The organism is Stenotrophomonas sp. PUT21, from assembly GCF_052232875.1.
GTDB lineage: Bacteria > Pseudomonadota > Gammaproteobacteria > Xanthomonadales > Xanthomonadaceae > Stenotrophomonas > Stenotrophomonas maltophilia_N.
Genome location: NZ_CP197645.1, coordinates 2,728,270 through 2,750,318 on the forward strand (window position 1 = coordinate 2,728,270; position 22,049 = coordinate 2,750,318).

At 68.7% G+C, this 22,049-nt stretch carries 18 protein-coding genes; 14 read left to right on the forward strand and 4 right to left on the reverse strand.

All coding sequences use genetic code 11. The features are described from left to right. Positions 1–88: 88 nt before the first annotated feature. Together leuS and ACTT2I_RS12540 are read right to left on the reverse strand one after the other, a co-directional pair. On the reverse strand, positions 89–2,737 hold the full coding sequence (gene leuS / locus ACTT2I_RS12535; protein ID WP_421099240.1) for a leucine--tRNA ligase: 2,649 nt from the start codon (positions 2,735–2,737) through the stop codon (positions 89–91). A gap of 187 nt (positions 2,738–2,924) precedes the next feature. Beyond that, complete coding sequence (locus ACTT2I_RS12540) at positions 2,925–3,545, reverse strand: DUF998 domain-containing protein (protein WP_088434470.1); 621 nt, start codon at positions 3,543–3,545, stop codon at positions 2,925–2,927. Positions 3,546–3,664: 119 nt separating this feature from the next. Here ACTT2I_RS12540 and trxA point away from each other — a divergent pair, with 119 nt between their 5' ends. From trxA to ACTT2I_RS12565, 5 genes are all read left to right on the forward strand, one after another. Continuing rightward, positions 3,665–4,528 carry a thioredoxin gene (gene trxA / locus ACTT2I_RS12545; protein ID WP_421099239.1) on the forward strand — a complete coding sequence of 288 codons (864 nt, stop codon included), beginning with the start codon at positions 3,665–3,667 and terminating at the stop codon, positions 4,526–4,528. A gap of 251 nt (positions 4,529–4,779) precedes the next feature. Beyond that, positions 4,780–6,402, forward strand: a complete 1,623-nt coding sequence (locus ACTT2I_RS12550; RefSeq protein WP_421099412.1) for a FecR family protein — start codon at positions 4,780–4,782, stop codon at positions 6,400–6,402. Next, positions 6,399–8,030, forward strand: a complete 1,632-nt coding sequence (locus ACTT2I_RS12555) for a CHASE2 domain-containing protein (protein ID WP_421099238.1) — start codon at positions 6,399–6,401, stop codon at positions 8,028–8,030. The genes ACTT2I_RS12550 and ACTT2I_RS12555 overlap by 4 nt, the downstream gene beginning before the upstream one ends. Before the next feature lie 69 nt (positions 8,031–8,099). Beyond that, complete coding sequence (locus ACTT2I_RS12560) at positions 8,100–8,564, forward strand: DUF4442 domain-containing protein (protein WP_088434474.1); 465 nt, start codon at positions 8,100–8,102, stop codon at positions 8,562–8,564. A 48-nt stretch (positions 8,565–8,612) separates the two neighbouring features. Next, a complete protein-coding gene (locus ACTT2I_RS12565) occupies positions 8,613–9,341 on the forward strand; it encodes a hypothetical protein (RefSeq protein WP_421099237.1) in 729 nt (242 codons plus the stop codon). Positions 9,342–9,364: 23 nt separating this feature from the next. Here the strand turns inward: ACTT2I_RS12565 and ACTT2I_RS12570 are convergent, their stop codons facing one another. Then, positions 9,365–10,657 (reverse strand): hypothetical protein, encoded by a 1,293-nt coding sequence (locus ACTT2I_RS12570; protein WP_443096685.1) that lies wholly within the window; start codon positions 10,655–10,657, stop codon positions 9,365–9,367. A gap of 78 nt (positions 10,658–10,735) precedes the next feature. Between ACTT2I_RS12570 and ACTT2I_RS12575 the strand changes: the two genes are divergently transcribed. From ACTT2I_RS12575 to rnfB, 8 genes are all read left to right on the forward strand, one after another. Beyond that, positions 10,736–11,413, forward strand: coding sequence for a DUF502 domain-containing protein (locus tag ACTT2I_RS12575; RefSeq protein ID WP_070425632.1), 678 nt, complete (start codon positions 10,736–10,738; stop codon positions 11,411–11,413). 131 nt (positions 11,414–11,544) lie between these two features. Next, positions 11,545–13,461 carry a DUF885 domain-containing protein gene (locus tag ACTT2I_RS12580; protein WP_421099235.1) on the forward strand — a complete coding sequence of 639 codons (1,917 nt, stop codon included), beginning with the start codon at positions 11,545–11,547 and terminating at the stop codon, positions 13,459–13,461. A gap of 57 nt (positions 13,462–13,518) precedes the next feature. Beyond that, positions 13,519–14,559 carry a serine hydrolase domain-containing protein gene (locus ACTT2I_RS12585; protein ID WP_421099411.1) on the forward strand — a complete coding sequence of 347 codons (1,041 nt, stop codon included), beginning with the start codon at positions 13,519–13,521 and terminating at the stop codon, positions 14,557–14,559. Continuing rightward, the gene (gene gloA2 / locus ACTT2I_RS12590; RefSeq protein ID WP_293978232.1) at positions 14,556–14,975 is read left to right on the forward strand and encodes an SMU1112c/YaeR family gloxylase I-like metalloprotein; all 420 of its coding nucleotides are present in this window, start codon (positions 14,556–14,558) and stop codon (positions 14,973–14,975) included. Before ACTT2I_RS12585 ends, gloA2 begins: the two co-directional genes overlap by 4 nt. Before the next feature lie 101 nt (positions 14,976–15,076). Further along, complete coding sequence (locus ACTT2I_RS12595) at positions 15,077–15,520, forward strand: DUF2147 domain-containing protein (protein ID WP_070425636.1); 444 nt, start codon at positions 15,077–15,079, stop codon at positions 15,518–15,520. Positions 15,521–15,618: 98 nt separating this feature from the next. Further along, positions 15,619–17,697 carry a methionine--tRNA ligase gene (gene metG, locus ACTT2I_RS12600; protein WP_421099234.1) on the forward strand — a complete coding sequence of 693 codons (2,079 nt, stop codon included), beginning with the start codon at positions 15,619–15,621 and terminating at the stop codon, positions 17,695–17,697. A 60-nt stretch (positions 17,698–17,757) separates the two neighbouring features. Continuing rightward, complete coding sequence (locus ACTT2I_RS12605) at positions 17,758–18,399, forward strand: HAD family hydrolase (protein WP_088434481.1); 642 nt, start codon at positions 17,758–17,760, stop codon at positions 18,397–18,399. Positions 18,400–18,428: 29 nt separating this feature from the next. After that, positions 18,429–18,851 carry an Rnf electron transport complex subunit RnfB gene (gene rnfB, locus ACTT2I_RS12610; RefSeq protein ID WP_088434482.1) on the forward strand — a complete coding sequence of 141 codons (423 nt, stop codon included), beginning with the start codon at positions 18,429–18,431 and terminating at the stop codon, positions 18,849–18,851. Positions 18,852–18,941: 90 nt separating this feature from the next. On the opposite strand, the gene ACTT2I_RS12615 is transcribed toward rnfB, so the two are convergent. After that, the gene (locus ACTT2I_RS12615; RefSeq protein WP_088434483.1) at positions 18,942–19,289 is read right to left on the reverse strand and encodes a RidA family protein; all 348 of its coding nucleotides are present in this window, start codon (positions 19,287–19,289) and stop codon (positions 18,942–18,944) included. Positions 19,290–19,481: 192 nt separating this feature from the next. Here ACTT2I_RS12615 and mprF point away from each other — a divergent pair, with 192 nt between their 5' ends. Next, positions 19,482–22,046 (forward strand): bifunctional lysylphosphatidylglycerol flippase/synthetase MprF, encoded by a 2,565-nt coding sequence (mprF, locus tag ACTT2I_RS12620; RefSeq protein ID WP_421099232.1) that lies wholly within the window; start codon positions 19,482–19,484, stop codon positions 22,044–22,046. Positions 22,047–22,049 lie beyond the last annotated feature (3 nt).

Here is a 22,049-nt window from a genome sequence, read left to right on the forward strand (position 1 = left end):
GATACCGGACCGTCCACAGGACGTGTCCGTCACCGGCCGCTGGAGATCGCTGCCACCGGGCGCGCAGGCAACCGGTGGCAGGACAGGATCAGCCCTGCGGGGCGGCCACGATGTTCACGATCTTGCCCGGCACGATGATGATCTTGCGCACGCTCAGACCTTCCAGGAACTTGGCCGCGTTCGGCTCGGCCAGGCCCAGGGCTTCGATCTGATCCCGCGGCGCATCGGCCGCCACGTCGATGGTGCCACGCAGCTTGCCGTTGACCTGCACCGCCAGCGTCACCGCATCGCGCACCAGCGCGGCCGGATCGGCTTCCGGGAACGCCCGGTCTTCCAGCAGTTCCTCGGCGTGGCCCAGCACCTGCCACAGCGCATGGCTGGCATGCGGCGTGATCGGGTTGAGCAGCAGCACGGTGGCGCGCAGCGCTTCCTGGCGGACCGCACGGCCCTGCTCGCTGACGTCGTCGAACCTGGCCAGCGCGTTCATCAGTTCCATCACCGCGGCGATGGCGGTGTTGAAGCTGTGGCGGCGCCCGTAGTCGTCACCGACCTTGCCGATGGTTTCGTGGGTCTTGCGGCGCAGTGCCTTCTGCTCGGCGTTCAGCGCGGCCACGTCCAGTGCCGGGGCGGCGCCATCGGCAGCATGCTTCTGCACCTGCGCCCACAAACGGCGCAGGAAGCGGGCCATGCCGTCCACGCCGGCTTCGTTCCACTCCAGCGACTGTTCCGGCGGCGCGGCGAACATCGAGAACAGACGCACGGTGTCGGCGCCGTACTTGCCCACCATCACCTGCGGGTCCACGCCATTGTTCTTGGACTTGGACATCTTCTCGGTGCCACCGATCACCACCGGCTGGCCGTCGGCGATCAAAGTCGCCCCGACGATGCGGCCGCGCTCGTCGCGCTGCACATCGACATCGGCCGGGTTGATCCAGTCCTTGGAGCCGTCCGGATTCTGGCGGTAGTAGGTTTCGGCGATCACCATGCCCTGGCACAGCAGGTTCTGCGCCGGCTCGTTGCTGTCCACCATGCGCGCATCACGCAGCAGCTTGTGGAAGAAACGGAAGTACATCAGGTGCAGGATCGCGTGCTCGATGCCGCCGATGTACTGGTCGACCGGCAGCCAGTAGTTGCCGCGCTTGTCGACCGCATCGCGGGCACCCGGCGAGGTGTAGCGCGCGTAGTACCAGCTCGACTCCATGAAGGTATCGAAGGTGTCGGTCTCGCGCTCGGCCGCGCCGCCGCAGTCCGGGCAGGTGGTCTTGCGCCATTCCGGATCGGCCTTGATCGGCGAACCGGTGCCGACGAAGTTGACGTTCTCCGGCAGGACCACCGGCAACTGCTCTTCGGGCACCGGCAAGGCGCCGCACTTCGGGCAGTAGATCACCGGGATCGGGCAACCCCAATAGCGCTGGCGGCTGACGCCCCAGTCGCGCAGGCGGTAATTCACGCGGCGCTGGCCCTGGGCCTTGCGCTCGAAACGCTCGGCCAGTGCCTCGAAAGCCCCCTGGAAATCCAGCCCGTCGAACTCCTCGGAGTTGACCAGCTCGGTGTCGCGGGTCTTGTCGCCGTACCAGTCCTGCCAACGGGTGGCGTCGTAGGCGCTTTCTTCCTTGCGCAGCGACTTCAACGCGATGACCTGGCGGATCGGCAGGCCGTACTTGTTGGCGAATTCGTTGTCGCGCTGGTCGTGGCCGGGGACGGCCATGACCGCGCCGGTGCCGTAGCCCATCAGCACGAAGTTGGCGACCCACACCGGCACCTGGGCACCGGTGACCGGATGGATGGCGCGCAGGCCGGTATCCATGCCGCGCTTTTCCTGGGTCTCCAGTTCGGCTTCGGAGACGCCGCCCTGTTTCATCTCGGCCAGCAGCGCGGCCAATGCCGGGTTGGACTTCGCCGCGTGCTGGGCCAGCGGATGTTCGCCGGCGATGGACACGAAGGTCACGCCCATCACGGTGTCCGGACGGGTGGTGAACACGCGCAGCGGATCCAGCGCGCTGCCGTCGGCATCACGCACGTCGAACTGGATCTCCAGCCCTTCGGAGCGGCCGATCCAGTTGCGCTGCATGGTCTTGACCGAGTCCGGCCAGCCCGGCAGTTCGTCCAGGCCGTCCAGCAGCTCCTGGGCGTAATCGGTGATGCGCAGGAACCACTGCGGAATCTCGCGCTTTTCCACCAGCGCGCCGGAACGCCAGCCGCGGCCGTCGATGACCTGCTCGTTGGCCAGCACGGTCTGGTCGATCGGGTCCCAGTTCACCACCGCATTGCGGCGGTAGGCCAGGCCCTTGCGCATCAACCGGGTGAACATGCGCTGCTCGTGCACGTAGTACTCGGGTGTGCAGGTGGCGAACTCGCGCGACCAGTCGATCGCATAGCCCATGGCCTTGAACTGGCCACGCATGTGCTCGATGTTGGCGTAGGTCCACTTGGCCGGCGCTGTCTTGTTCTTGATCGCCGCGTTCTCGGCCGGCAGGCCGAAGGCATCCCAGCCCATGGGCTGGAGCACGTTGTAACCGGTCATCCGCTTGTAGCGGCTGATCACGTCACCGATCGTGTAGTTGCGCACGTGGCCCATGTGCAGCGCACCGGACGGGTACGGCAGCATCGAGAGGCAGTAGTACTTCGGCTTGTCCGACGCCTCGCCCACCTCGAAGGCACGGGTGGCATCCCAGTACTGCTGGGCGGCGGATTCAACCTGCTGCGGATCGTAAACGTTGGGTTCGACGCTGGTCATATAAACGCTAGTGCGGCGGCAAAGCGGCACAGGGTACCGCAGTGCGGCATAGGGCTCCAATCGAGGTTGCCCACTGCCGCGGCCAAACCTGTCATCTCATTGAATTGACAGGAGATTGGCCAAACGCCTCGGCCGCCCGCCGCGCGCCCACCGGCGTACCCGGGCGCGGCAGCGGCCGGCGCCGCGCTCAGGCACGTCGCGCGGAGGGGGCCAACGGCAGCACCGCCACCAGCCACAGCAACCACACGCCGAAGGCCACGCGCTGGGCCAGCGGCGCCGGCAGCAGCGCCTGCAGCCCGAACGCCGCCAGCAGCACGCCCAGCCCGCAGGCCAGGTGCAGGCGGCCTGCCGCCCGCCACGCTGGCAGCCGCAGCGCCCCGACCCCGGACATCACCGCACCCGGCACGAAGGCCAGCACCCAGACCATCCACGCACTGGCGTGGTACTGGCTGGCCGGGTTGTCCAGATCGCGGGTATCCAGCGGCAGCACGCCCATCGCGGTGAAGCCGACCCCGGCCAGCATCAGCAGCTGAGCGCCGACCCGCATCGACCACGGCGCGGTGCGCGGCACCCGCAGCAGCAGGCGCAGCGCCACCAGGCTGGCCAGCAGGCCCGGCAACGCGAAGCCGACGATATTGAACGCCAGCGCATGCGGCACGCCCATCGCACCGAGCAACGCGACCGGATGGCCGACCGGGTCGAACAGCGGCAACGCCGCGCCGAACCCCAGCACCGCGCCCACGAACACTCCCGCGGCGGCAATGCCGAGCGCACCTTCCCAACGTTGGATTCCCTGCATGTTGCCCATCCGGCTGCGTCACAAGGCCCGCATTGTCGCTGTTCCCGGTGGAATCCGCCCGCTGGGGTTGCGTCCGGCCGCGGCCGGCACCATACACTTCCCCTCCAGTTTCCCGTTGATTTGAAACCATGAGCGATCTGCCCCACGTCTTTGACGCCACCACCGAGACCTTCGAGACCGAGGTGCTGCAGAAGTCCCTGCAGACGCCCGTGCTGGTCGATTTCTGGGCCACCTGGTGCGGCCCCTGCAAGACCCTGGGCCCCATGCTGGAAAAGCTGGCCGGCGAGTACCACGGCGCGTTCGAGCTGGCCAAGGTCGATGTCGACAAGGAACAGCAGATCGCGGCCGCCTTCCAGATCCGCTCGGTGCCGACCGTGTTCCTGGTCAAGGGCGGGCAGATCGTGGACGGCTTCCCCGGGGCGGTACCGGAAGGTCAGCTGCGCGAGTTCCTGACCCAGCACGGCGTGGTCCCGCTGGAAGCGGCGCCGGAGGAAGCAGAAACAGTGGACGCACCGCCGCTGGATCCGCAGGCGCAGGTCGACGTGCTGCGCGCGGCGATTGCCGCCGAGCCGGACAAGGAAGAGCTCAAGCTCGACCTCGCCCTGGCCCTGCTGCAGACCGGCGCCACCGCCGAGGCCACCGCCCTGATCGACGCGCTGCCGGCCAATCTGTCCACCGATGACCGCGCCGTGCGCGCCCGCGCCCGCCTGGAATTCGCCAGCGCCCTGCAGCAAGCCCCGGCAGCGGAGGTGCTGGATGCGCGCATTGCGGCCAATGGCGACGATCTGCAGGCCCGCCACCTGCGCGGCGTGCAGTTGCTGCTGTCCGGCCAGGACGCCGCGGCGCTGGAGCATTTCCTGGACATGCTGCGGCGGGACCGCACGTACGACGAAGGACGCCCGCGCAAGCTGCTGATCGATGCCTTCAAGGTGATCGAGGATGAAGACCTGGTCGGCCAGTACCGACGCCGGATGGCATCGCTGCTGTTCTGATCGGTCGCGGCCAGCGCCTTCCGGGGCGCTGGCCGAGTGAAGGGGCCTATCCAGACGGGCAACTTCGATGTGTGACGTGAATCACGTTCAGAAACCCTGCACGACTCCCGGGCAATAATGCCGCCGCAGCCCACTGGAGGCTGCGATCCATCGGGGAGGATGAGGTCTGGGCCATGGCGGCCTACTTGGCTGCGCCCCGCCTTGCAGGGCCGTGAATGACCGTGAGATTGACCCGATTCCTCCGTTTCCCGATGGCCGCCCGCCTGTTGGTGCTGGTGGCCGTCATGCTGTCCGCCGCGCCGGTTCTGGCACAGGACTGGACCTACCGGGTCCGCCCCGGCGACACGATCTGGGACCTCAGCGCCCGTTACCTCAAGCCGTCCATCGCCTGGGAGCAGCTGCAGTCGCACAACGGCATCGCCGATCCCTACCGCCTGCCGCCCGGCAGCCAGCTGCGCTTCCCCGTCGCCTGGTTGCAGGTGCAGCCCGCCCCGGCGCGGGTGCTGGCCGTGCGCGGCCCGGTGCAGAGCCTGACCGAGGGTCAACCGCGCCGCGATGTGATCGAAGGCGATCTGCTGCGGATCGGGCAGGAACTGCTCACCGGCGAGGATGCCAGCGTCACCGTCGTCTTCGCCGATGATTCACGGCTGCAGCTGCGCGAGCGTTCGCGCCTGCGCTTCGACCAGCTCTCCCGCTACGGCCGCACCGGTATGGTCGATACCCGCCTGCGGCTGGAACAGGGCCGCGCCAGCAACCGGGTGACCCCTGCCAACGGACCGGCCTCGCGTTACATCATCGATGCACCGACGGCGACCAGCAGCGTACGGGGCACGGTGTTCCGGGTCAGCGCCGGCCAGGACGGCCGTGGGGCCGCCACCGAAGTGCTGGAAGGCCGCGTGCAGGTCGGCAACCCGCGCGGCCAGCGCCTGGTGACCCGCGGCCAGGCGACCCGCAGCCCCTCGCTCGACACGCGCCCGGCCGGCCTGGAGGCGTTGCTGCCTGCGCCCGTGCTGGCGACCGAGCCGCAGCGGCTCGCCACCCTGCCGGCGGCCGTGGCTTGGCAGCCGGTCAACGGCGCTGCCGGATACCGGGTGGAGGTGGTCCGTGCCGATCAACCCGAGGTGCTGCTGTTCGCGCGCGATACCGACACCCCCCTGCTCACCCTGCCCGATCTGCCGCCGGGCGAGCTGCGCCTGCTGGTACGCGCCGTCAGCGCGGAGCAGGTCGAAGGACTGGACGCCGAGCAGGACTTCCAGGTGCGCGATCAGCCGGTCGCGCCGCTGACCGTGCGCCCGCTGCATGGGCAGACCATCAACAGCGCGCGGCCTCGCTTCGAGTGGACCCGGGTGGCCGAGGCCGAGCGCACGGTGCTGCAGATCGCCCGCGATCCGCAGTTCCTCACTCTCCTGCTTGAACAGGACACCCGCGCCACCCACCTGCGTCCCATCCTGGATCTGGCCCCGGGGGAGTATGTCTGGCGCGTGGCATCGGTGGATCGCAACGGCGACCGCGGGCGTTTCGGCCAGCCGCTGCCGCTGACCATCACCGACGAGCCGGTCGACCCGGCGCTGCAGCCGCCGGAAGCCGCCAAGGGCCAGCTGACGCTGCGCTGGCAGGCCGGCGAACCGGGGCAACGCTACCGCGTGCAGCTGGACCGTCGTGGCGATTTCAGTGCCCCGCTGCTGGATCGCGAACTGGACCAGCCGGAGGTGGCGATCAAGCGCCCCTGGCACGGCACGCTGCACGTGCGTGTGCAGTACATCGATGAGGACGGTTACGCCGGTCCGTTCTCGCCGGCGCAACAGATCGCCCTGCCGTGCCGCACCTGTTACGCCACCGGGGGCAGCGCGCTGCTGTTGTGGCTGCTGCTGTGACGCCGTTGCACCTGCCCTGGCCGCAACGCATCGTGCTGGCCGCGCTGGTCGGCGCGCTGGCGGTCGCGGCCAGCCACTGGCAGTGGTTCTGGAAGCAGGACGAAGCAATCTACGACGCCTACGTCGGCGGGTGGGAATACACGCCGGACGCGCGCCTGCTGATCGTGGCCATCGATGACAACAGCCTGCAGCAGCTCGGCCAGTGGCCGTGGCCGCGTGGGACCCACGCGCGCCTGCTGGACCGGCTCACCGACGCCCGGGCCGAGCGCGTGGTCCTGGACCTGATGCTGTCCGAGCCCGACCGCCAGGACAGCTCGCAGGATGCCGAGCTGGCCGCGGCGATCCGCCGCAACGGCCATGTGGTGCTGCCGGTGCTTGCCGCCCCCGCCAGTGGCCCGCGCATGGCCGAGGAACTGCTGCCGATCCCGCTGATCGCCGCCAACGCGGCCAGCCTGGGCCACAGCGATATCGAAGTCGACGGCGATGGCGTCGCACGCGGCCTGTACCTCACCGCCGGCATCGGCTCACCGCACTGGCCGGCACTCGGCCTGGCACTGGCCGCCACGCACGGCCCGCTGCCTGGCCTGCATGACGACCAGCCCGACCTGGACTCGCCCTACCAATGGCGCCGCGACCACTATGTGCGCGTGCGCTACGCCGGTCCGCCCGAGCGCTTCCCGCAGGTGTCCTACGCCGATGTGCTCAACGGCGAGGTCGATCCGGCGCTGCTGCGTGGCCGCCTGGTGCTGGTCGGCATGACCGCCAGCGGCATCACGCAGCGCCTGTTGACCCCCACCACCCGTGAGCGCTGGATGAGTGGCAGCGAGTACCAGGCCAACGTCGCCTCGATGCTGCTCGCCGACAAGGTGATCAATCCGCTGCCGTCGACATGGCAGAGCGCCCTCGGCGGGCTGCTGGTGGCCCTGTGCTGCCTGTTGCTGACGCTGCCGCGGGCATGGCTGAGCGGTGTGCTCGCCCTCCCGTTGACGCTGCTGCTGAGCTTCGTCGTGCTGCGTGCGGGCAACCTGTGGTTCGCACCGGCGGCCGCCCTGATCGGCATGCTGGCCGTGATCCTGGCCTGGACACTATGGCGGGTCAGTGCCTGGCGCCGCCAGGCCAACAGCGATGCGCTCACCGGGCTGGGCAACCGGCTGCGCTTCGAGCAGACCCTGCAGGCCGAGCACGATGCCGGCCGCCGCAGCGGGCGGCCGCTGAGCCTGGTGTTGATCGACGTGGACCACTTCAAGCGCCACAACGACGAGTTCGGCCACCAGGCCGGCGACACCGTGCTGCGCCGGATCGCCCAGGAGATCCGCGCGCATGCGCGGCGTCCGCGCGACATGGCCGCGCGCTTCGGCGGCGACGAATTCGCGTTGATCCTGCCGGACACCACGCCGGAAGGGGCCGTGCAGGTGGTGCAGGACCTGGTCGCCCGGGCGCAGGCGCTGGCGATTCCCGCTGGCCGCGGCACGACCACCCACATCACGGTGACGGTCGGCGTGTTCACCCGGGTGCCGACGCCCGGCACCGAGCCGCGACACTTCTTCGAGGGCGCCGATGCCGCGCTGTACCAGGCCAAAGCGGCCGGGCGGAATGGGTATGCGGTCGATGACGGCGGCCTGGGCTGACCCCTGGCGGCACCCATACGCAGGCGAATGGTAGACTCCGGTCACCCTCCGCACCGGGATGCGATTCGAATGAAGGCCTCCGTCTTCCGCCTTGGCCTCAACCTGTGGCCGCCCTTCCTGTTCACGGGCATCCACGTGACCGAGGTCAGCCCGGACTATCGCCATGTGCGCGTCGAACTGCGCATGCGCCCGTGGAACCGCAACTACGTGGGCACCCACTTCGGTGGCAGCCTGTTCGCGATGACCGATCCGTTCTGGATGCTCACCGTCATGCAGAACCTGGGGCGCGATTACTACGTCTGGGACCGCGCCGGAGAGATCGAATTCCTCAAGCCGGGCCGTGGCACCGTGGTGGCCGAGTTCCGGCTGGACGAGGCGCTGCTGGACCAACTGCGCGCTGCCACCGCCAGCGGGGAAAAGTACCTGCACTGGTTCAGCAATGACATCGTCGATGCCAAGGGCGAGGTCATCGCACGCGTGCGCAAGCAGGTTTACCTGCGCCTCAAGCCAGAGGCACGCCAGCGCGCGGGATGAGCCCTCGCGCTTGCTATGCTCGCGCGCCCGCCTGCCCCACGGACGACCATGCGCCTGCCCCTGTTCGCTGCCCTGCTGTTCCCTGCCCTGCCCACGTTCGCGCAGGAACTGCGGATTCCGCCGGTCGACTATCCGGTGCTACCGGCACGCGCCACCACGGCGGCCGGCTTCGTCCCCGCCGGTTGGCGCATCGAGCAGCAACTGCGCGGCGACCTCAATGGCGACAAGCGCGATGATCTCGTTCTGGTGTTGCGCCAACAGGACCCGCGCAACATCGTCGAACACGATGGCTTCGGCATCAGCCCGCTGGACAGCAATCCACGCATGCTCGCCATCGCCTGGGCCACACCGGACGGCTACACGCTCGCCACGCAGAACCACACGCTGATCACCCGTCACGAGGCGCCGAACCTGTCGGATGTGTTTGAAGACGGCGCCGGCGTTTCGATCGTGCGCGGCACCCTGCGCACCACGCTGTTCTTCTTCTCCAACGCCGGCAGCTGGTCTACCGGTTCGGCCGGCTATACCTTCCGCTGGCAGGACGGCGCCTTTGCGCTGATCGGCTACGACCGCAGTTCGATGATGCGCAACTCCGGGCACACCGAAAGCCTGAGCATCAATTACTCGACCCGCCGCGTGCGCCATGCCGCCGGCAGCATGGACACTGACCGCGAAACGGTCCGCTGGGAAACCCTGACCTCGCCGCGCCGCTGGACCCTCGACACGGTCGGCGATGGCAGCGCATTCGAGCCACTGGCCGGCGCCGACGATCGGTAAACCGCCGCGGCGCCGCGCGTCGCTTACCGGGCAGGTGCGCGCATCGGCACCTGCAGCGTCGGCCCGGCCTCGTCCATCACCACGCGCCGCTCCACCTGCAGCCACTGGCCGTCGTCGCTGAGCACCGGCGTGCGGGTGGGCGAACGCAGAGCCTCCGGCATGCTCTGCAGCGCCACGGATGCCACCGTCGGCTGCTGCCGCACCCATCGCTGCGCTGCCACCAGGCGCAGCATCGCCGCGGCGTCCTGCGGGCGGCCTGCGTACTGCCGCATGTCCGGCCCGGCCATATTGGCCACGGCACAGCCCAACGGATTGGCGATGCACGCAAAGCGATCGCGCGCAGGCCCGGGAATGGGCGTGGGCGCGTCGCGTGCTGCCACCAGTTCCGCACTGCCAGCGCACGCCCATGCATAGCGGGGGGCCATGCGCATCCGGGTGCGCGGCACATCCAACAGCAGGCGGTGGCCGTCCCGGGTTCCGCTGGACACCTGCACTCCCGCCGCGGCCAGCGAAAACTCGCCGCGCATCGCCGTGCACAGGCTCTGCTCGCTGGCCGTCATCGGCGCCAGTGCAGCCTCGCAGACCGCGGGCACTGCAACGTCGGCGGGCAGCTCGACCAGGATGTCGGCCAGCAGCCGCGCGTTGCTCTCCACCATGGCCGCGCCGATCATGCTGCTGACCAGAGTATCGCCCTGCCCGGTCAGCCGGCGGCCACTGAGGATATCGGCGCATGCACCGGCAAGCGCGGCTCCACTGTCGCCGCGCACGTGGGCCAGCGCATGCGCGGACAGCGGATCGAGCAACGGCTGGAACGCGGGCAGCGGCACCGCCGGGTCCGTGCCGAACGGCTCGAATGGAGAGACGAAATGACCGTAACCGGCGAGCGCGGCCACGCGTTGGTGAAGCGCATCATGCCCGGCGTGCGCGCTGGCGAAACCTTCAGGGTCCGCACGCACCGCCGCAAGACACCCGACACCCCGCCGGCCGCAGCGCGCCAAGGCCGACAGCGGCGTCGCCGGGTAATGCCCCTCCGCGCTGGACGATACCGGCCGCTGGCCTGGCGTACCGCTGCGCCAACGCGCGACATCCTGTGCCATTACGGTCGCGCGCGCCTGGGCATCCAGGCCGTCGTAGCGCAGCGTCCACAACGCGGTGAAGCCGTTCTCGCCGCGCGTGGGCAGCGGCGCCTGCAGCAGCTTCATCGCGTCGCGTTGCTCGGCCGGCAGCGGCCAGAACCGCGAGGCGGCCCAGAGCACCACCACGGCCAGCGCCAGGCTCAGGATCGAGATGCCGACCCATTTCAGTCCATTCCTCAACACAGCATTCTCCCCATACCCCGCGTCCTGCGGGGACCGGCAGCGTAAACCGGGCATCGCCACCGCTACAATGCGCGGATGTCGCCCGAAGCCCCCCAACTCGTTCCGCGTCCCTCCCTGCAGCGCCTGTTCCTGACCGGCCTGCTGACCCTGCTGCCGATCTGGCTGACCTGGGTGGTGGTCAAATTCGTGTTCGTGCTGCTCTCGGGCATTTCCAGTCCGCTGGTGGTGCCGCTGTCCGAGCAGATCGCCGCCTCCTTCCCGCACTACCTGGGCTGGATCAAGGTGGAGTGGATGCAGGACATCATCGCCCTGGCCGCCACCCTGCTGGTGATCCTTTCGGTAGGTGTGCTCAGCCGCCGGGTGATCGGCCAGCGCCTGCTGCGCTGGTTCGGCGCGGTGATCAAGCGCATCCCGTTGGCCAGCATCATCTATGACAGCGCCAAGAAACTGCTGGACATGCTGCAGACCGAACCGGGCAGCACCCAGCGCGTGGTGCTGATCGACTTCCCGCATCGGGACATGAAATCGGTCGGCCTGGTCACGCGGGTGATGAAGGAAGAAGGCAGCGGGCGCGAGCTGGCCGCGGTGTACGTGCCGACCACCCCCAATCCGACCTCGGGCTATCTGGAAATCGTGCCGGTCGAGCTGTTGACCCCGACCGATTGGACCGTGGACCAGGCGATGAGCTTCATCATCTCCGGCGGCGCAGTCGCCCCGGAAACCATGCCGTTCACGCGCGCCGGCGATCGTTGAGCACCGCGGCAGCCCCACGCTGCCGCAGCTGACTGGGCGCCGTACATGACAAAGCTGACCGCGGGCCGATGCTGGCCGTACGCAGGCGAATCGGGCAAGCTCCCGTGTCTGTGCGTTTACGGAAACAGCCGATGCCCCACCCCGCCCGCGCCCTGGCGCTTGCCATTGCCGTATTGATGGCCTTCGGCGCTGCCGCTCCGGCCGAAGCTGCCAAGAAAAAGGCCACCCGGCCCGCCGCGACGCAGTCCCGGCCCGCCGCCAAGCCCAAGGCCAAGCCGCGTGCGCGCCCGGCCGCCGCCCCGGCCCGCCAACCGCTGGTGCGCCAGCAGAGCAAAGCCGCGCAGCTGGACCGGATCTACGATGAGTACTGGGATGCCTCGATGCGGCTCAATCCGCTGCAGGCCACGTTCCAGGGCGACAGCCGCCACAATGATCAGCTGCCCAACATTCTTTCCGCTGCCTACCGCCAGCAGTCGCATGACTTCACCGTGGAATGGCTGGGCAAGGTCGAGAAGATCGGCCCGGATGGCCTGACCGGCCAGGACCTGCTCAGCTACGAAATCTTCGTGCGCGATGCGCGCATGTCGCTGGCGGCCGAACAGTTCCCCGGCTGGATGCTGCCGGTGAGCCAGTACTACAACCTCGGCAGCATCATGGCCATTCTTGGCTCCGGCTCCGGCGCGCAGCCGTTCAACACGGTGCAGGATTACGATGGCTGGTCGCGCCGTTCGCTGGGCATTCCCGCGCTGTTCGAGCAGGCCATCGCCAACATGCGCCAGGGCATGGCCGCCGGCGTGGTGCAGCCGCGCGACCTGATGGAAAAAGTGCTGCCGCAGCTGGATGCGGTGATCAAGCCGACCGCCGAAGAGAGCATCTTCTGGGCGCCGGTGCGCAATCTGCCCGAGGATTTCCCAGAGGCTGACAAAGCGCGCATCACGGCCGAGTACAAGCGCATGATCGAGTTGCGCATCATGCCGTCCTACCGTGCCCTGCGCGGCTTCATCGCCACCGAGTACCTGCCCGCCGCGCGCAGCACCGATGGCCTGGCCGGCCTGCCCGGCGGCAAGGCCTGGTATGCGCAGACAATCGTGCAGAGCACCGCCTCCACGCTGACACCCGAGCAGATCCATGCGCTGGCCGAGCAGCGCGTGGCCACGTTGCAGGCGCAGATCGCCACGATCATGAAAGACAACCGGATCCGCGGCTCGCAGCAGAAGCTGCTGCGCACGATGCGCACCGACCGCGACTTCCAGTACGCCAATGCCGATGCGCTGATCAACCGCTACAAGCAGCTGCAGAGCCAGGTCAATGCACGCCTGCCGACCCTGCTCGGCACGCTGCCCAAGGCACCGATGGAGATCCGTGCGGTCGAACCCGAGCGCGCGGCCACCGCCGGCGCGGTCAGCTACCAGCAGCCGTTGCCGGACGGCATGCGCCCGGGCGTGCTGTACATCAACACCGGCGATCTGCCGAGCCGCCGCCGCTGGGCTGCGCCGATGCAGTTCCTGCACGAAGGCATTCCCGGCCATCACGTGCAGCTGGGCCTGCAGCAGGAACTGGACAAGCTGCCGCGCTTCCGTCGCCTGGGCGGTGATATCGCCTTCGTCGAAGGCTGGGGTCTGTATGCCGAATCGCTGGGCGAAGAACTGGGCGTCTATCGCGACCCGTACGAGCGGATCGGCTATCTGCAGGCCGCGCTGACCCGCGCCGCGCGCATGTCCGCCGACACCGGCGTGCACGCGCAGGGCTGGAGCAAGCGCCAGGCCGTGGACTATCTGGTCAAGACCGCGGACATGAGTGCCAGCGATGCCAACGCCGAGGTCGAGCGCTTCATGGCCCTGCCCGGGCAGACCCTGGCCAATGGCCTGGGCGAGCTGAAGATGATGGAGCTGCGCGACAAGGCCAAGGCGGCACTGGGGCCGCGTTTCGATGCACGTCGCTTCCATGAGGAAGTGCTGCGCGATGGTTCGATGCCGCTGGATATCCTGGACGCCAAGATCGCCCGCTGGATCGCCAGCCAGAACGGTGCGGCAACGCCCGCGCCCTGATCGCAGAAGGAACCGGACATGCACATCGTGCGGCATCTACGTGGGTGGATCGGCGCGATGTGCATCGCCGGCAGCGGTTCGGTGATGGCCGCGCCGGTGCTGACACCCCCGGATCCGGGCATCGATGCGCTGATGCAGCGCTACGACGGCCAGGTGCCGGGCGCGGCGGTGCTGGTGCTGCACGATGGCAAGCCGGTGTTCCGACGCGGCTATGGGCTGGCGGTGCTGGAGGATCGCACCGCGGTGACCGCACAGACCAGTTTCCGGCTGGCCTCGGTCAGCAAGCAGTTCACCGCCGCGGCGATCCTGCTGCTGGCCGAAGACGGCGCGCTGACCCTGGATGATCCGCTGAAGCGCTGGCTGCCCTCGTTGCCTGCGGCCGCCGATGCGATCACCCTGCGCCAGCTGCTCAGCCACACCAGCGGCCTGCTCGACTACGAAGACCTGATGGCCGCCGGCGCGACCGCGCAGGTGCATGACCAGGACGTGCTGCATCTGCTGGACGCTCAGGACCGGACGTACTTCACGCCGGGGACGGCCTACCGCTACAGCAACAGCGGCTACGCGCTGCTGGCGCTGGTGGTCGGCAAGGCCTCCGGCAGCGATTTCGCGACCTTCCTGCGCCAGCGGATTTTCCTGCCGCTGGGCATGCGCGACAGCGTGGCCCACCAGGACGGCGTGGACGATGTCGCCCGGCGCGCCTATGGCTACAGCGATGTCGACGGGCGCTGGCAGCGCACCGACCAGAGCCCGACCAGTGCGGTACTCGGGGATGGCGGGATCTATTCGTCGCTGGACGACCTCGCCCGCTGGGATGCGGCGCTGTATGACCAGCGGCTGCTGAAAGCGACATCGCTGAAGCAGATGTTCTCCCCCGCCACGCCCACCGCCGAACCGGATGTGCCGTTCTATGGCTTCGGCTGGCGGCTCAATGGCGGCGCACACTGGCACAGCGGCGAGAGCATCGGTTTCCGCAACGTGATCCTGCGCTACCCGGCGCAGCGCCTCACCGTGATCGTGCTCAGCAACCGCAACGCACCCGAACCCTATCCGCTGGCGCTGCAGATCGCCCGGCGCTGGCTGGACACCCTGCAATGAACGCTTCGGACACCTCCCCGCTGATCGGCATCCACCACGTGGCCCTGATCGCCTCGGACTACGCCCGCTCGAAGGACTTCTATACCCGCGTGCTCGGTTTGCGGGTGATCGCCGAGAACTACCGCGCGGCGCGCGACTCCTGGAAGCTCGACCTGGCCCTGCCCGACGGCAGCCAGCTGGAGCTGTTCTCGTTTCCCGGCGCCCCACCGCGACCCAGCCGCCCCGAAGCGCAGGGGCTGCGCCACCTCGCCTTCGCCGTGCATCAGCTGGAGCCGATGATCGCCCGGCTGGCCGCCGCCGGCGTGGCCTGCGAGCCGATCCGGGTGGACGAGTACACCGGCCGCCGCTTCACCTTCTTCGCCGATCCCGACGCGCTGCCGCTGGAGCTGTACGAGATCCCGGCCGACGCCGGCTGAACCGTGCGCCGGGCACGTTCCGTACCGGAGCGAATGGGTATACAGTCGGCCCTGTACCGGCCGCCTGCGCCGGCGTTCACGGACATCCCTGGGAGGGGAACATGCGCAAGACTTTCAAGACCCTGTTGCTGGCGCTGCCGCTGATGATGGCCGCGATGTCGGCCAGCGCCGCCGACGGCGCCGTCGGCCGCTGGAAGACCATCGATGACAAGACCGGCAAGGTGAAGTCGATCGTGGAGATCACCCAGGCCACCAACGGCACCCTGACCGGCAAGGTCGTGGACATCCTGCACTCGGACAAGGGCCCCAACCCGGTCTGCGATGGCTGCGAGGGCGCCAACAAGAACAAGCCGGTCAAGGGCATGACCATCCTGTGGAACCTCAAGGCCGATGGCGCCAATGCCTGGTCCGGCGGCACCATCCTGGATCCGGGCAACGGCAAGACCTACAAGTCCAAGATGAAGCTGCAGACCGGCGGCGCCAAGCTGGACGTGTCCGGCTGCGTGGCGTTCATCTGCCGCGCCCAGACCTGGGTCCGCGAGTAAGCCTGGCGCGGGTTCCAGCCCCGGTAACCCGGCTTCGGCCGGGTTACTGCGTTTTTGGCGTGCGATAATCCCCGGTTCCCCTGGCAACAGCGCCCATCATGACCCGCACCGCTCTCGTCACCACCGCCCTGCCCTACGCCAACGGCCCGCTGCACCTGGGCCACCTGGTCGGCTACATCCAGGCTGACATCTGGGTGCGCGCGCGTCGAATGAGCGGGGGCAAGACCTGGTTCGTCTGCGCCGATGACACCCATGGCACCCCGATCATGCTCGCCGCCGAGAAGGCCGGCGTGACCCCGGAGGCCTTCATCGCCAGTATCCAGGCCAGCCATGAGCGCGATTTCGCCGCCTTCGGCGTGGCGTTCGATCATTACGACTCGACCAACTCGGCGGCCAACAAGGCGCTGACCGAAGCCTTCTACCTCAAGCTCGAGGCCGAAGGCCACATCGCGCGCCGCTCCGTGGCCCAGTTCTACGACCCGGCCAAGGGCATGTTCCTGCCGGACCGCTACATCAAGGGCATCTGCCCGAACTGTGGCACCCCGGACCAGTACGGCGACAACTGCGAAGTCTGCGGCGCCACCTACAGCCCGACCGACCTGAAGGACCCGAAATCGGTGATCTCCGGCGCCACGCCGGAAATCCGCGATTCGGAACATTTCTTCTTCGAGGTCGGCCGCTTCGAAGGCTTCCTGCGCGAGTGGCTGGCCGGCGATGTCGCCCTGCCGGGTGTGAAGGCCAAGCTGGGCGAATGGCTCAACGCCGAAGGTGGCCTGCGCGCGTGGGACATTTCGCGCGATGCGCCGTACTTCGGCTTCCAGATCCCCGGCCACCCGGGCAAGTACTTCTACGTCTGGCTGGATGCACCGATCGGTTACCTGTCCAGCTTCCAGACCCTGTGTGCGAAGACCGGCGAAGACTTCGACGCGCACCTGCGCGCGGGCACCAGCACCGAGCTGCACCACTTCATCGGCAAGGACATCGTGAACTTCCACGGTCTGTTCTGGCCGGCAGTGCTGCACGGCACCGGCCACCGCGCGCCGACCCGCCTGCACGTGAACGGCTACCTGACCGTGGATGGCGCCAAGATGTCCAAGTCGCGCGGCACCTTCGTGATGGCGCGCACCTTCCTGGATGCCGGGCTGGAACCGGAAGCGCTGCGCTATTACTTCGCGGCCAAGTCCTCCGGCGGCGTGGACGATCTCGACCTGAACCTGGGTGACTTCATCGCGCGCGTCAACGCGGATCTGGTCGGCAAGTTCGTCAACCTCGCCAGCCGCTGCGCGGGCTTCATCAGCAAGCGCTTCGAGGGCCGCCTGGCCGCTGCGCTGCCCGATGCCGCCCAGTACGACCGCTTCGTCGCCGCGCTGGCGCCGATCCGCGAGGCATACGAGCGCAACGATCCAGCCAGCGCGCTGCGCCAGACCATGGCGCTGGCCGACGAAGCCAACCGCTACATCGACGATGAAAAGCCGTGGGTGATCGCCAAACAGGAGGGCGCCGACGCGCAGCTGCAGTCGGTCTGCACCCAGGGCCTGAACCTGTTCCGCGTGCTGGTCACCGCGCTCAAGCCGGTGCTGCCGGCCACCGCCGCGCAGGCCGAGGCCTTCCTGGCCGCGCCGGTGCAGGCCTGGACCGACATCGCCACCCCGCTGACCGCGCACACCATCGCGGTGTACGAGCCCCTGTTCACCCGTATCGACCCGAAAAAAATCGACGCCATGACCGACGCTTCCAAGGACACCCTGCAGGCCGCCACCCCGGCCCCCGCCGCCCCGGCCAAGCCGGCCAAGCCCGCTGCTGCGCCGGCACCGGCGGTGGCCACCGATGGCGAGGCCGCGCCGGCCTACATCGGCATCGACGACTTCGCCAAGCTCGACCTGCGTATCGGCAAGGTGCTGGTCTGCGAGTTCGTGGAAGGGTCGGACAAGCTGCTGCGTTTCGAACTCGACGCCGGTGATCTGGGCAAGCGCCAGATCTTCTCCGGCATCCGCGCCAGCTACGGCGAGCCGGAACAGCTGGTCGGCCGCAGCGTGGTGTTCATCGCCAACCTGGCCCCGCGCAAGATGCGCTTCGGCCTGAGCGAAGGCATGATCCTGTCGGCCGGTTTCGACGGCGGCGCACTCGCCCTGCTGGACGCCGACAGCGCCGCACTGCCGGGCATGCCGGTCCGCTGACCGCTGCGGCAGGGCGGCCCCGTGGTCGCCCTGCCACGCTCTTCTGCCTGGAGGTGTGGGTTGGAACTGGCGCTGTTCGATTTCGACCACACGGTCACCACCTGCGATACCTACGGGCGTTTCCTGCGTCGCGTGGCCACGCCCGAGCAGCTGGCGCAGGCCTGGTGGAAAGTGGGCCCGTGGTTGCTGGCCTATCGCCTGAAATTGATCTCCGCCGAGCGTATCCGCCGCCGTGTCACCCGCCTGACCTTCACCGATCGCCATCTGGAGGACATCAGCGCCCAGGCCGCCGGCTACGCGCGTGATGTGCTGCCCGGCGTGTTGCGGCCGGAGATGCTCGACCAGATCCACTGGCACCTCAAGCAACAACACACCGTGGTGATCGTGTCCGGCTCGCTGGATCTGTACCTGCGCCCATGGTGCGAGGCGATGGGGCTGGAGCTGATCTGCAACCGGCTGGAGAGCCGCGACGGGCGCCTTACGGGGCGCTATGCCGACGGCGACTGTGCTCCGCACAAGGTGGCGCACATCCGCCGTCGCTTCGAGCTTGCGCGCTATCTGCGCATCCATGCCTACGGCGACAGCAGCGAGGACCGTCCGATGCTCGCCCTCGCCCACGAACGCTGGTACCGCGGCAAACCCATGAAACCGCGCCGGACAGCGCCGGCCAGTGCCCCACCCGCCCGGGACAGCCGGGCCTGATGCCCCACCCGCGCAGCCACCGCCACGCCATGAGCCTCCCCATCGATACCCTCACCGAACGCCTTGACCGGCTGTTGCCACAGACCCAATGCGGGCAATGCGGCTACGACGGCTGCCGCCCGTATGCCGAGGCGATGGCACGCGGCGAAGCGGGCGTCGATCATTGCCCGCCCGGCGGCGATGCGGGCGCGCGCGCGTTGGCCAACGTACTGGGCGTGGCCGCGGTGCCGTTCGACCGCGCGCGCGGCGAACACAAGGCCCCGCAGGTCGCGGTGGTGATCGAAGCGGACTGCATCGGCTGCACCAAGTGCATCCAGGCCTGCCCGGTCGATGCGATCGTCGGCGGCGCCAAGTACATGCACACCGTCATCGCCGATCTGTGCACGGGCTGCGAGCTGTGCATTCCGCCGTGCCCGGTGGACTGCATCGCGCTGGTCAGCGTTACGCGGTAGAACCGGCGCTACACAGCGAGCGACCGCGGTGACACCTGGGCGCATGGCGATGCTCGGCTCACCACCGCGCCCAGCTGTTCCATCGTGCGCTTACGGCAATGCCGCAGTGACCACGATCTCCACCTTCCAGCTCGGGTCGGCCAGCTTGGCTTCCACCGTCGCGCGCGCGGGCGTCATGCCGGCCACCACCCACTCATCCCACGCGGCGTTCATGCCGGCGAAATCGTTGATGTCGGCCAGGAAGATTTCCGCACGCAGGATGTGCTGCCGGTCGCTGGCCACCAGCGCCAGCAGCTTGTCGATCTCTTCCAGCACCTGGCGGGTCTGGCCGGTGATGTCCTGGCTGGTGTCTTCCGGGATCTGCCCGGACAGATAGGCGACCTTGTTGTGCACGGTCATTTCGGACATGCGCGGACCAACGTCGAAACGCTCCAACATGGCGATTACTCCTCTGGATGAAACCGCATTGTCACCGATGCGGCGCGCGCCTGCCGGGCCCTGTGCGCAAAGCAGCCACAGCCTGCACACCCCGCCGGCTTGGCAAGCGTCGGCATCAGGCGCACGATTTGCCGGTCAGGCGCCTTGCCTGTGTTGACTCTTTCATCGCCCACCCCGGAGCACGCTGTACCGATGACCGACACCGCCCCTGCTCCCACCCCGGCCCGCGCCCCCTGGCGCCGCGCCGCGACCGTCGTCATCCCGCTGGTGATCCTGGCCCTGGCCCTGCGCGGGCTGGCCAATGAATTCGACGAACACGGCTACCGCGCGATCCGCGAGGCATTCCGGCACCTCGGGGCCGGCCAGATCGCACTGACGGTGCTGCTCGGCCTGGCCAGCTACGCCTGCCTGATCGGCTTCGATGCGATCGGCCTGCGCCGCAGTGGCAAACGCCTGCATCCGGCCCGCGTGGGCATCACCGCGTTCCTCGCGCACACGCTGGGGCAGACACTGGGCTTTGCCGCGCTCACCGGCGGTGCGGTGCGCCTGCGTGGTTATGGGCGTGCGGGGCTGACGCTCGGCGAGATCGGCCAGGTGGTGCTGATGAGCACGCTGGGCTTCGTGTTCGGTGCGTGGCTGTTGCTGGCGCTGGCCTTCGTGCTCGAACCCGGCGCGGCAGCGCTGGCGCTGCCGATCCCGGTGCAGGCGGTGCGGATCATCGGCGTTCTCGGCCTGCTGGCCTATGCCGGTACGGTGCTGCTGGTAGGGCGCGAGGGCCGCAGCTTCCAGATCCGCGGGCATGCCCTGTGGCTGCCGGATCGCCGCACCATGCTCGGTGTCACGGCACTGAGCGTGGTCGAACTGGTGTTGGCCAGCGCGGCGTTCTACGTGCTGCTGCCGATGGATACACCGACCGGGCTACCCGGTTTCGTCGGGCTGTATCTGGTGGCGGTGCTGGCCGGCCTGATCTCCAGCGTGCCGGCCGGCCTGGGCGTGTTCGAGTGGAGCCTGTTGAAACTGCTGCCACAGGTGGCACCCGCTGCGGTGCTGGCGGCGGCACTGATCTACCGCGTGACCTATTACGTGCTGCCGCTGCTGCTGGCGACGGTGCTGGCGGTTGCGCCGGCGCTGCGTCGCCCGCTGCGTGCCGGTGCCGGCGCGACCCGCGTTGGCTGGACTGCACTGCGCCCGTGGCTGCCGCAGATCATCGCGCTGGCGGTGTTCAGCGTCGGCGCTGCGCTGGTGATCGACGGCACCCTGCCGACCCCACGTCGGCACCTGATCACCGCGTCGCTGCCGATCCTGGAAACCTCCCATCTGCTTGGCAGCTTGGCCGGCGTGGCGCTGCTGCTGATCGGCCAGGGCCTGCAGCGGCGCAGCCATGCCGCGTGGATGCTCGCGCTCGGTATCTGCGTGCTGTCGCCGTTGCCGATCTGGCTGCGCGGTGGGCAGGTGCTGATCGCACTGTCGGCGCTGCTGGTGGCCGCCGCGCTGTGGGCCTCGCGCCGTGAATTCTATCGCCAGGGCGCGCTGCTGGATGAGGCCTGGTCGTGGCCGTGGATCCGCAACCTTGGGCTGGTCCTGGTCGCGGTGATCTGGCTGCTGTTCTTTGTTTACAGCCACGTGGAGTACCAGAACGAGCTGTGGTGGCAGTTCGCATTGCAGGGCAATGCGCCGCGCGCATTGCGTGCGTTGCTGCTGGTGGCGATCGCGCTGACCATCTTCGGCCTGGCGCGGTTGCTGCACAGCACGCGCAGCCCGCTGCCGGCCGCCGATGCGTCCACCCTGGACGCACTCGCCCCGATCCTCGCCGCGGCCGAGGACACCCAGGCCTGCCTGGTGCTCACCGCAGACAAGGCCGTGCTGCGCGACGAGGCGCAGCGTGGCTTCGTGATGATGCAGCGCTACGGCGGCTCGCTGATCGCGATGGGCGATCCGGTCGGCCCGCCGGAGGTGGTACGTGCGCTGATCTGGCGCTTCCGCGAGGAAGCCGACCGGCTCGGCCTGCGGCCGGTGTTCTACCAGGTCGGTGAAGCGCATTGGCAGACCTACCTCGATCTCGGCCTGACCCTGGTCAAGCTCGGCGAAGAAGCGATGGTGCCGCTGCAGGATTTCACTTTGGAAGGCCGCGATCGCGCCGATCTGCGCCAGGCCTGGAACCGCGGCAAGCGGGGCGGTTTGAGCTTCCGCGTCGCGCCACCCGAGGATGTCCCCGCACTGCTGCCGGCACTGTCGGTGGTTTCCCAGCAGTGGCTGGACGACAAGGCCGGTGATGAAAAGGGCTTCTCACTGGGCAGCTTCGACCCGGCCTACCTGTCCCGCTTCCCGGTGGCGCTGGTCGAAGCCGAGGGCCGCATCGTGGCCTTCGCCAATCTGTGGCAGGCGCCGGCCGGCAATGAACTGTCGGTCGACCTGATGCGGCATGTCGACGATGCCCCGAAGGGCACCATGGATTTCCTGTTCATCGAACTGTTCCTGTGGGGCCGCGAGCAGGGCTTCCACCGGTTCTCGCTGGGCATGGCACCGCTGTCCGGGCTGGCCCAGCATCGCCTGGCCGGGCGCTGGAACCGCTTCGCCAACGTGGTCGCGCGGCATGGCGAGCGCTTCTACGGCTTCAGCGGCCTGCGCCGCTTCAAATCGAAGTTCGCCCCGGTCTGGCGCGCCCGGTACCTGGCCGCGCCGGGCGGTGTGCACCTGCCCGCCGCCCTGCTCGATGCGACCCGGCTGATCTCGCTGGATCCGCGCCGGCACGACTGAGCC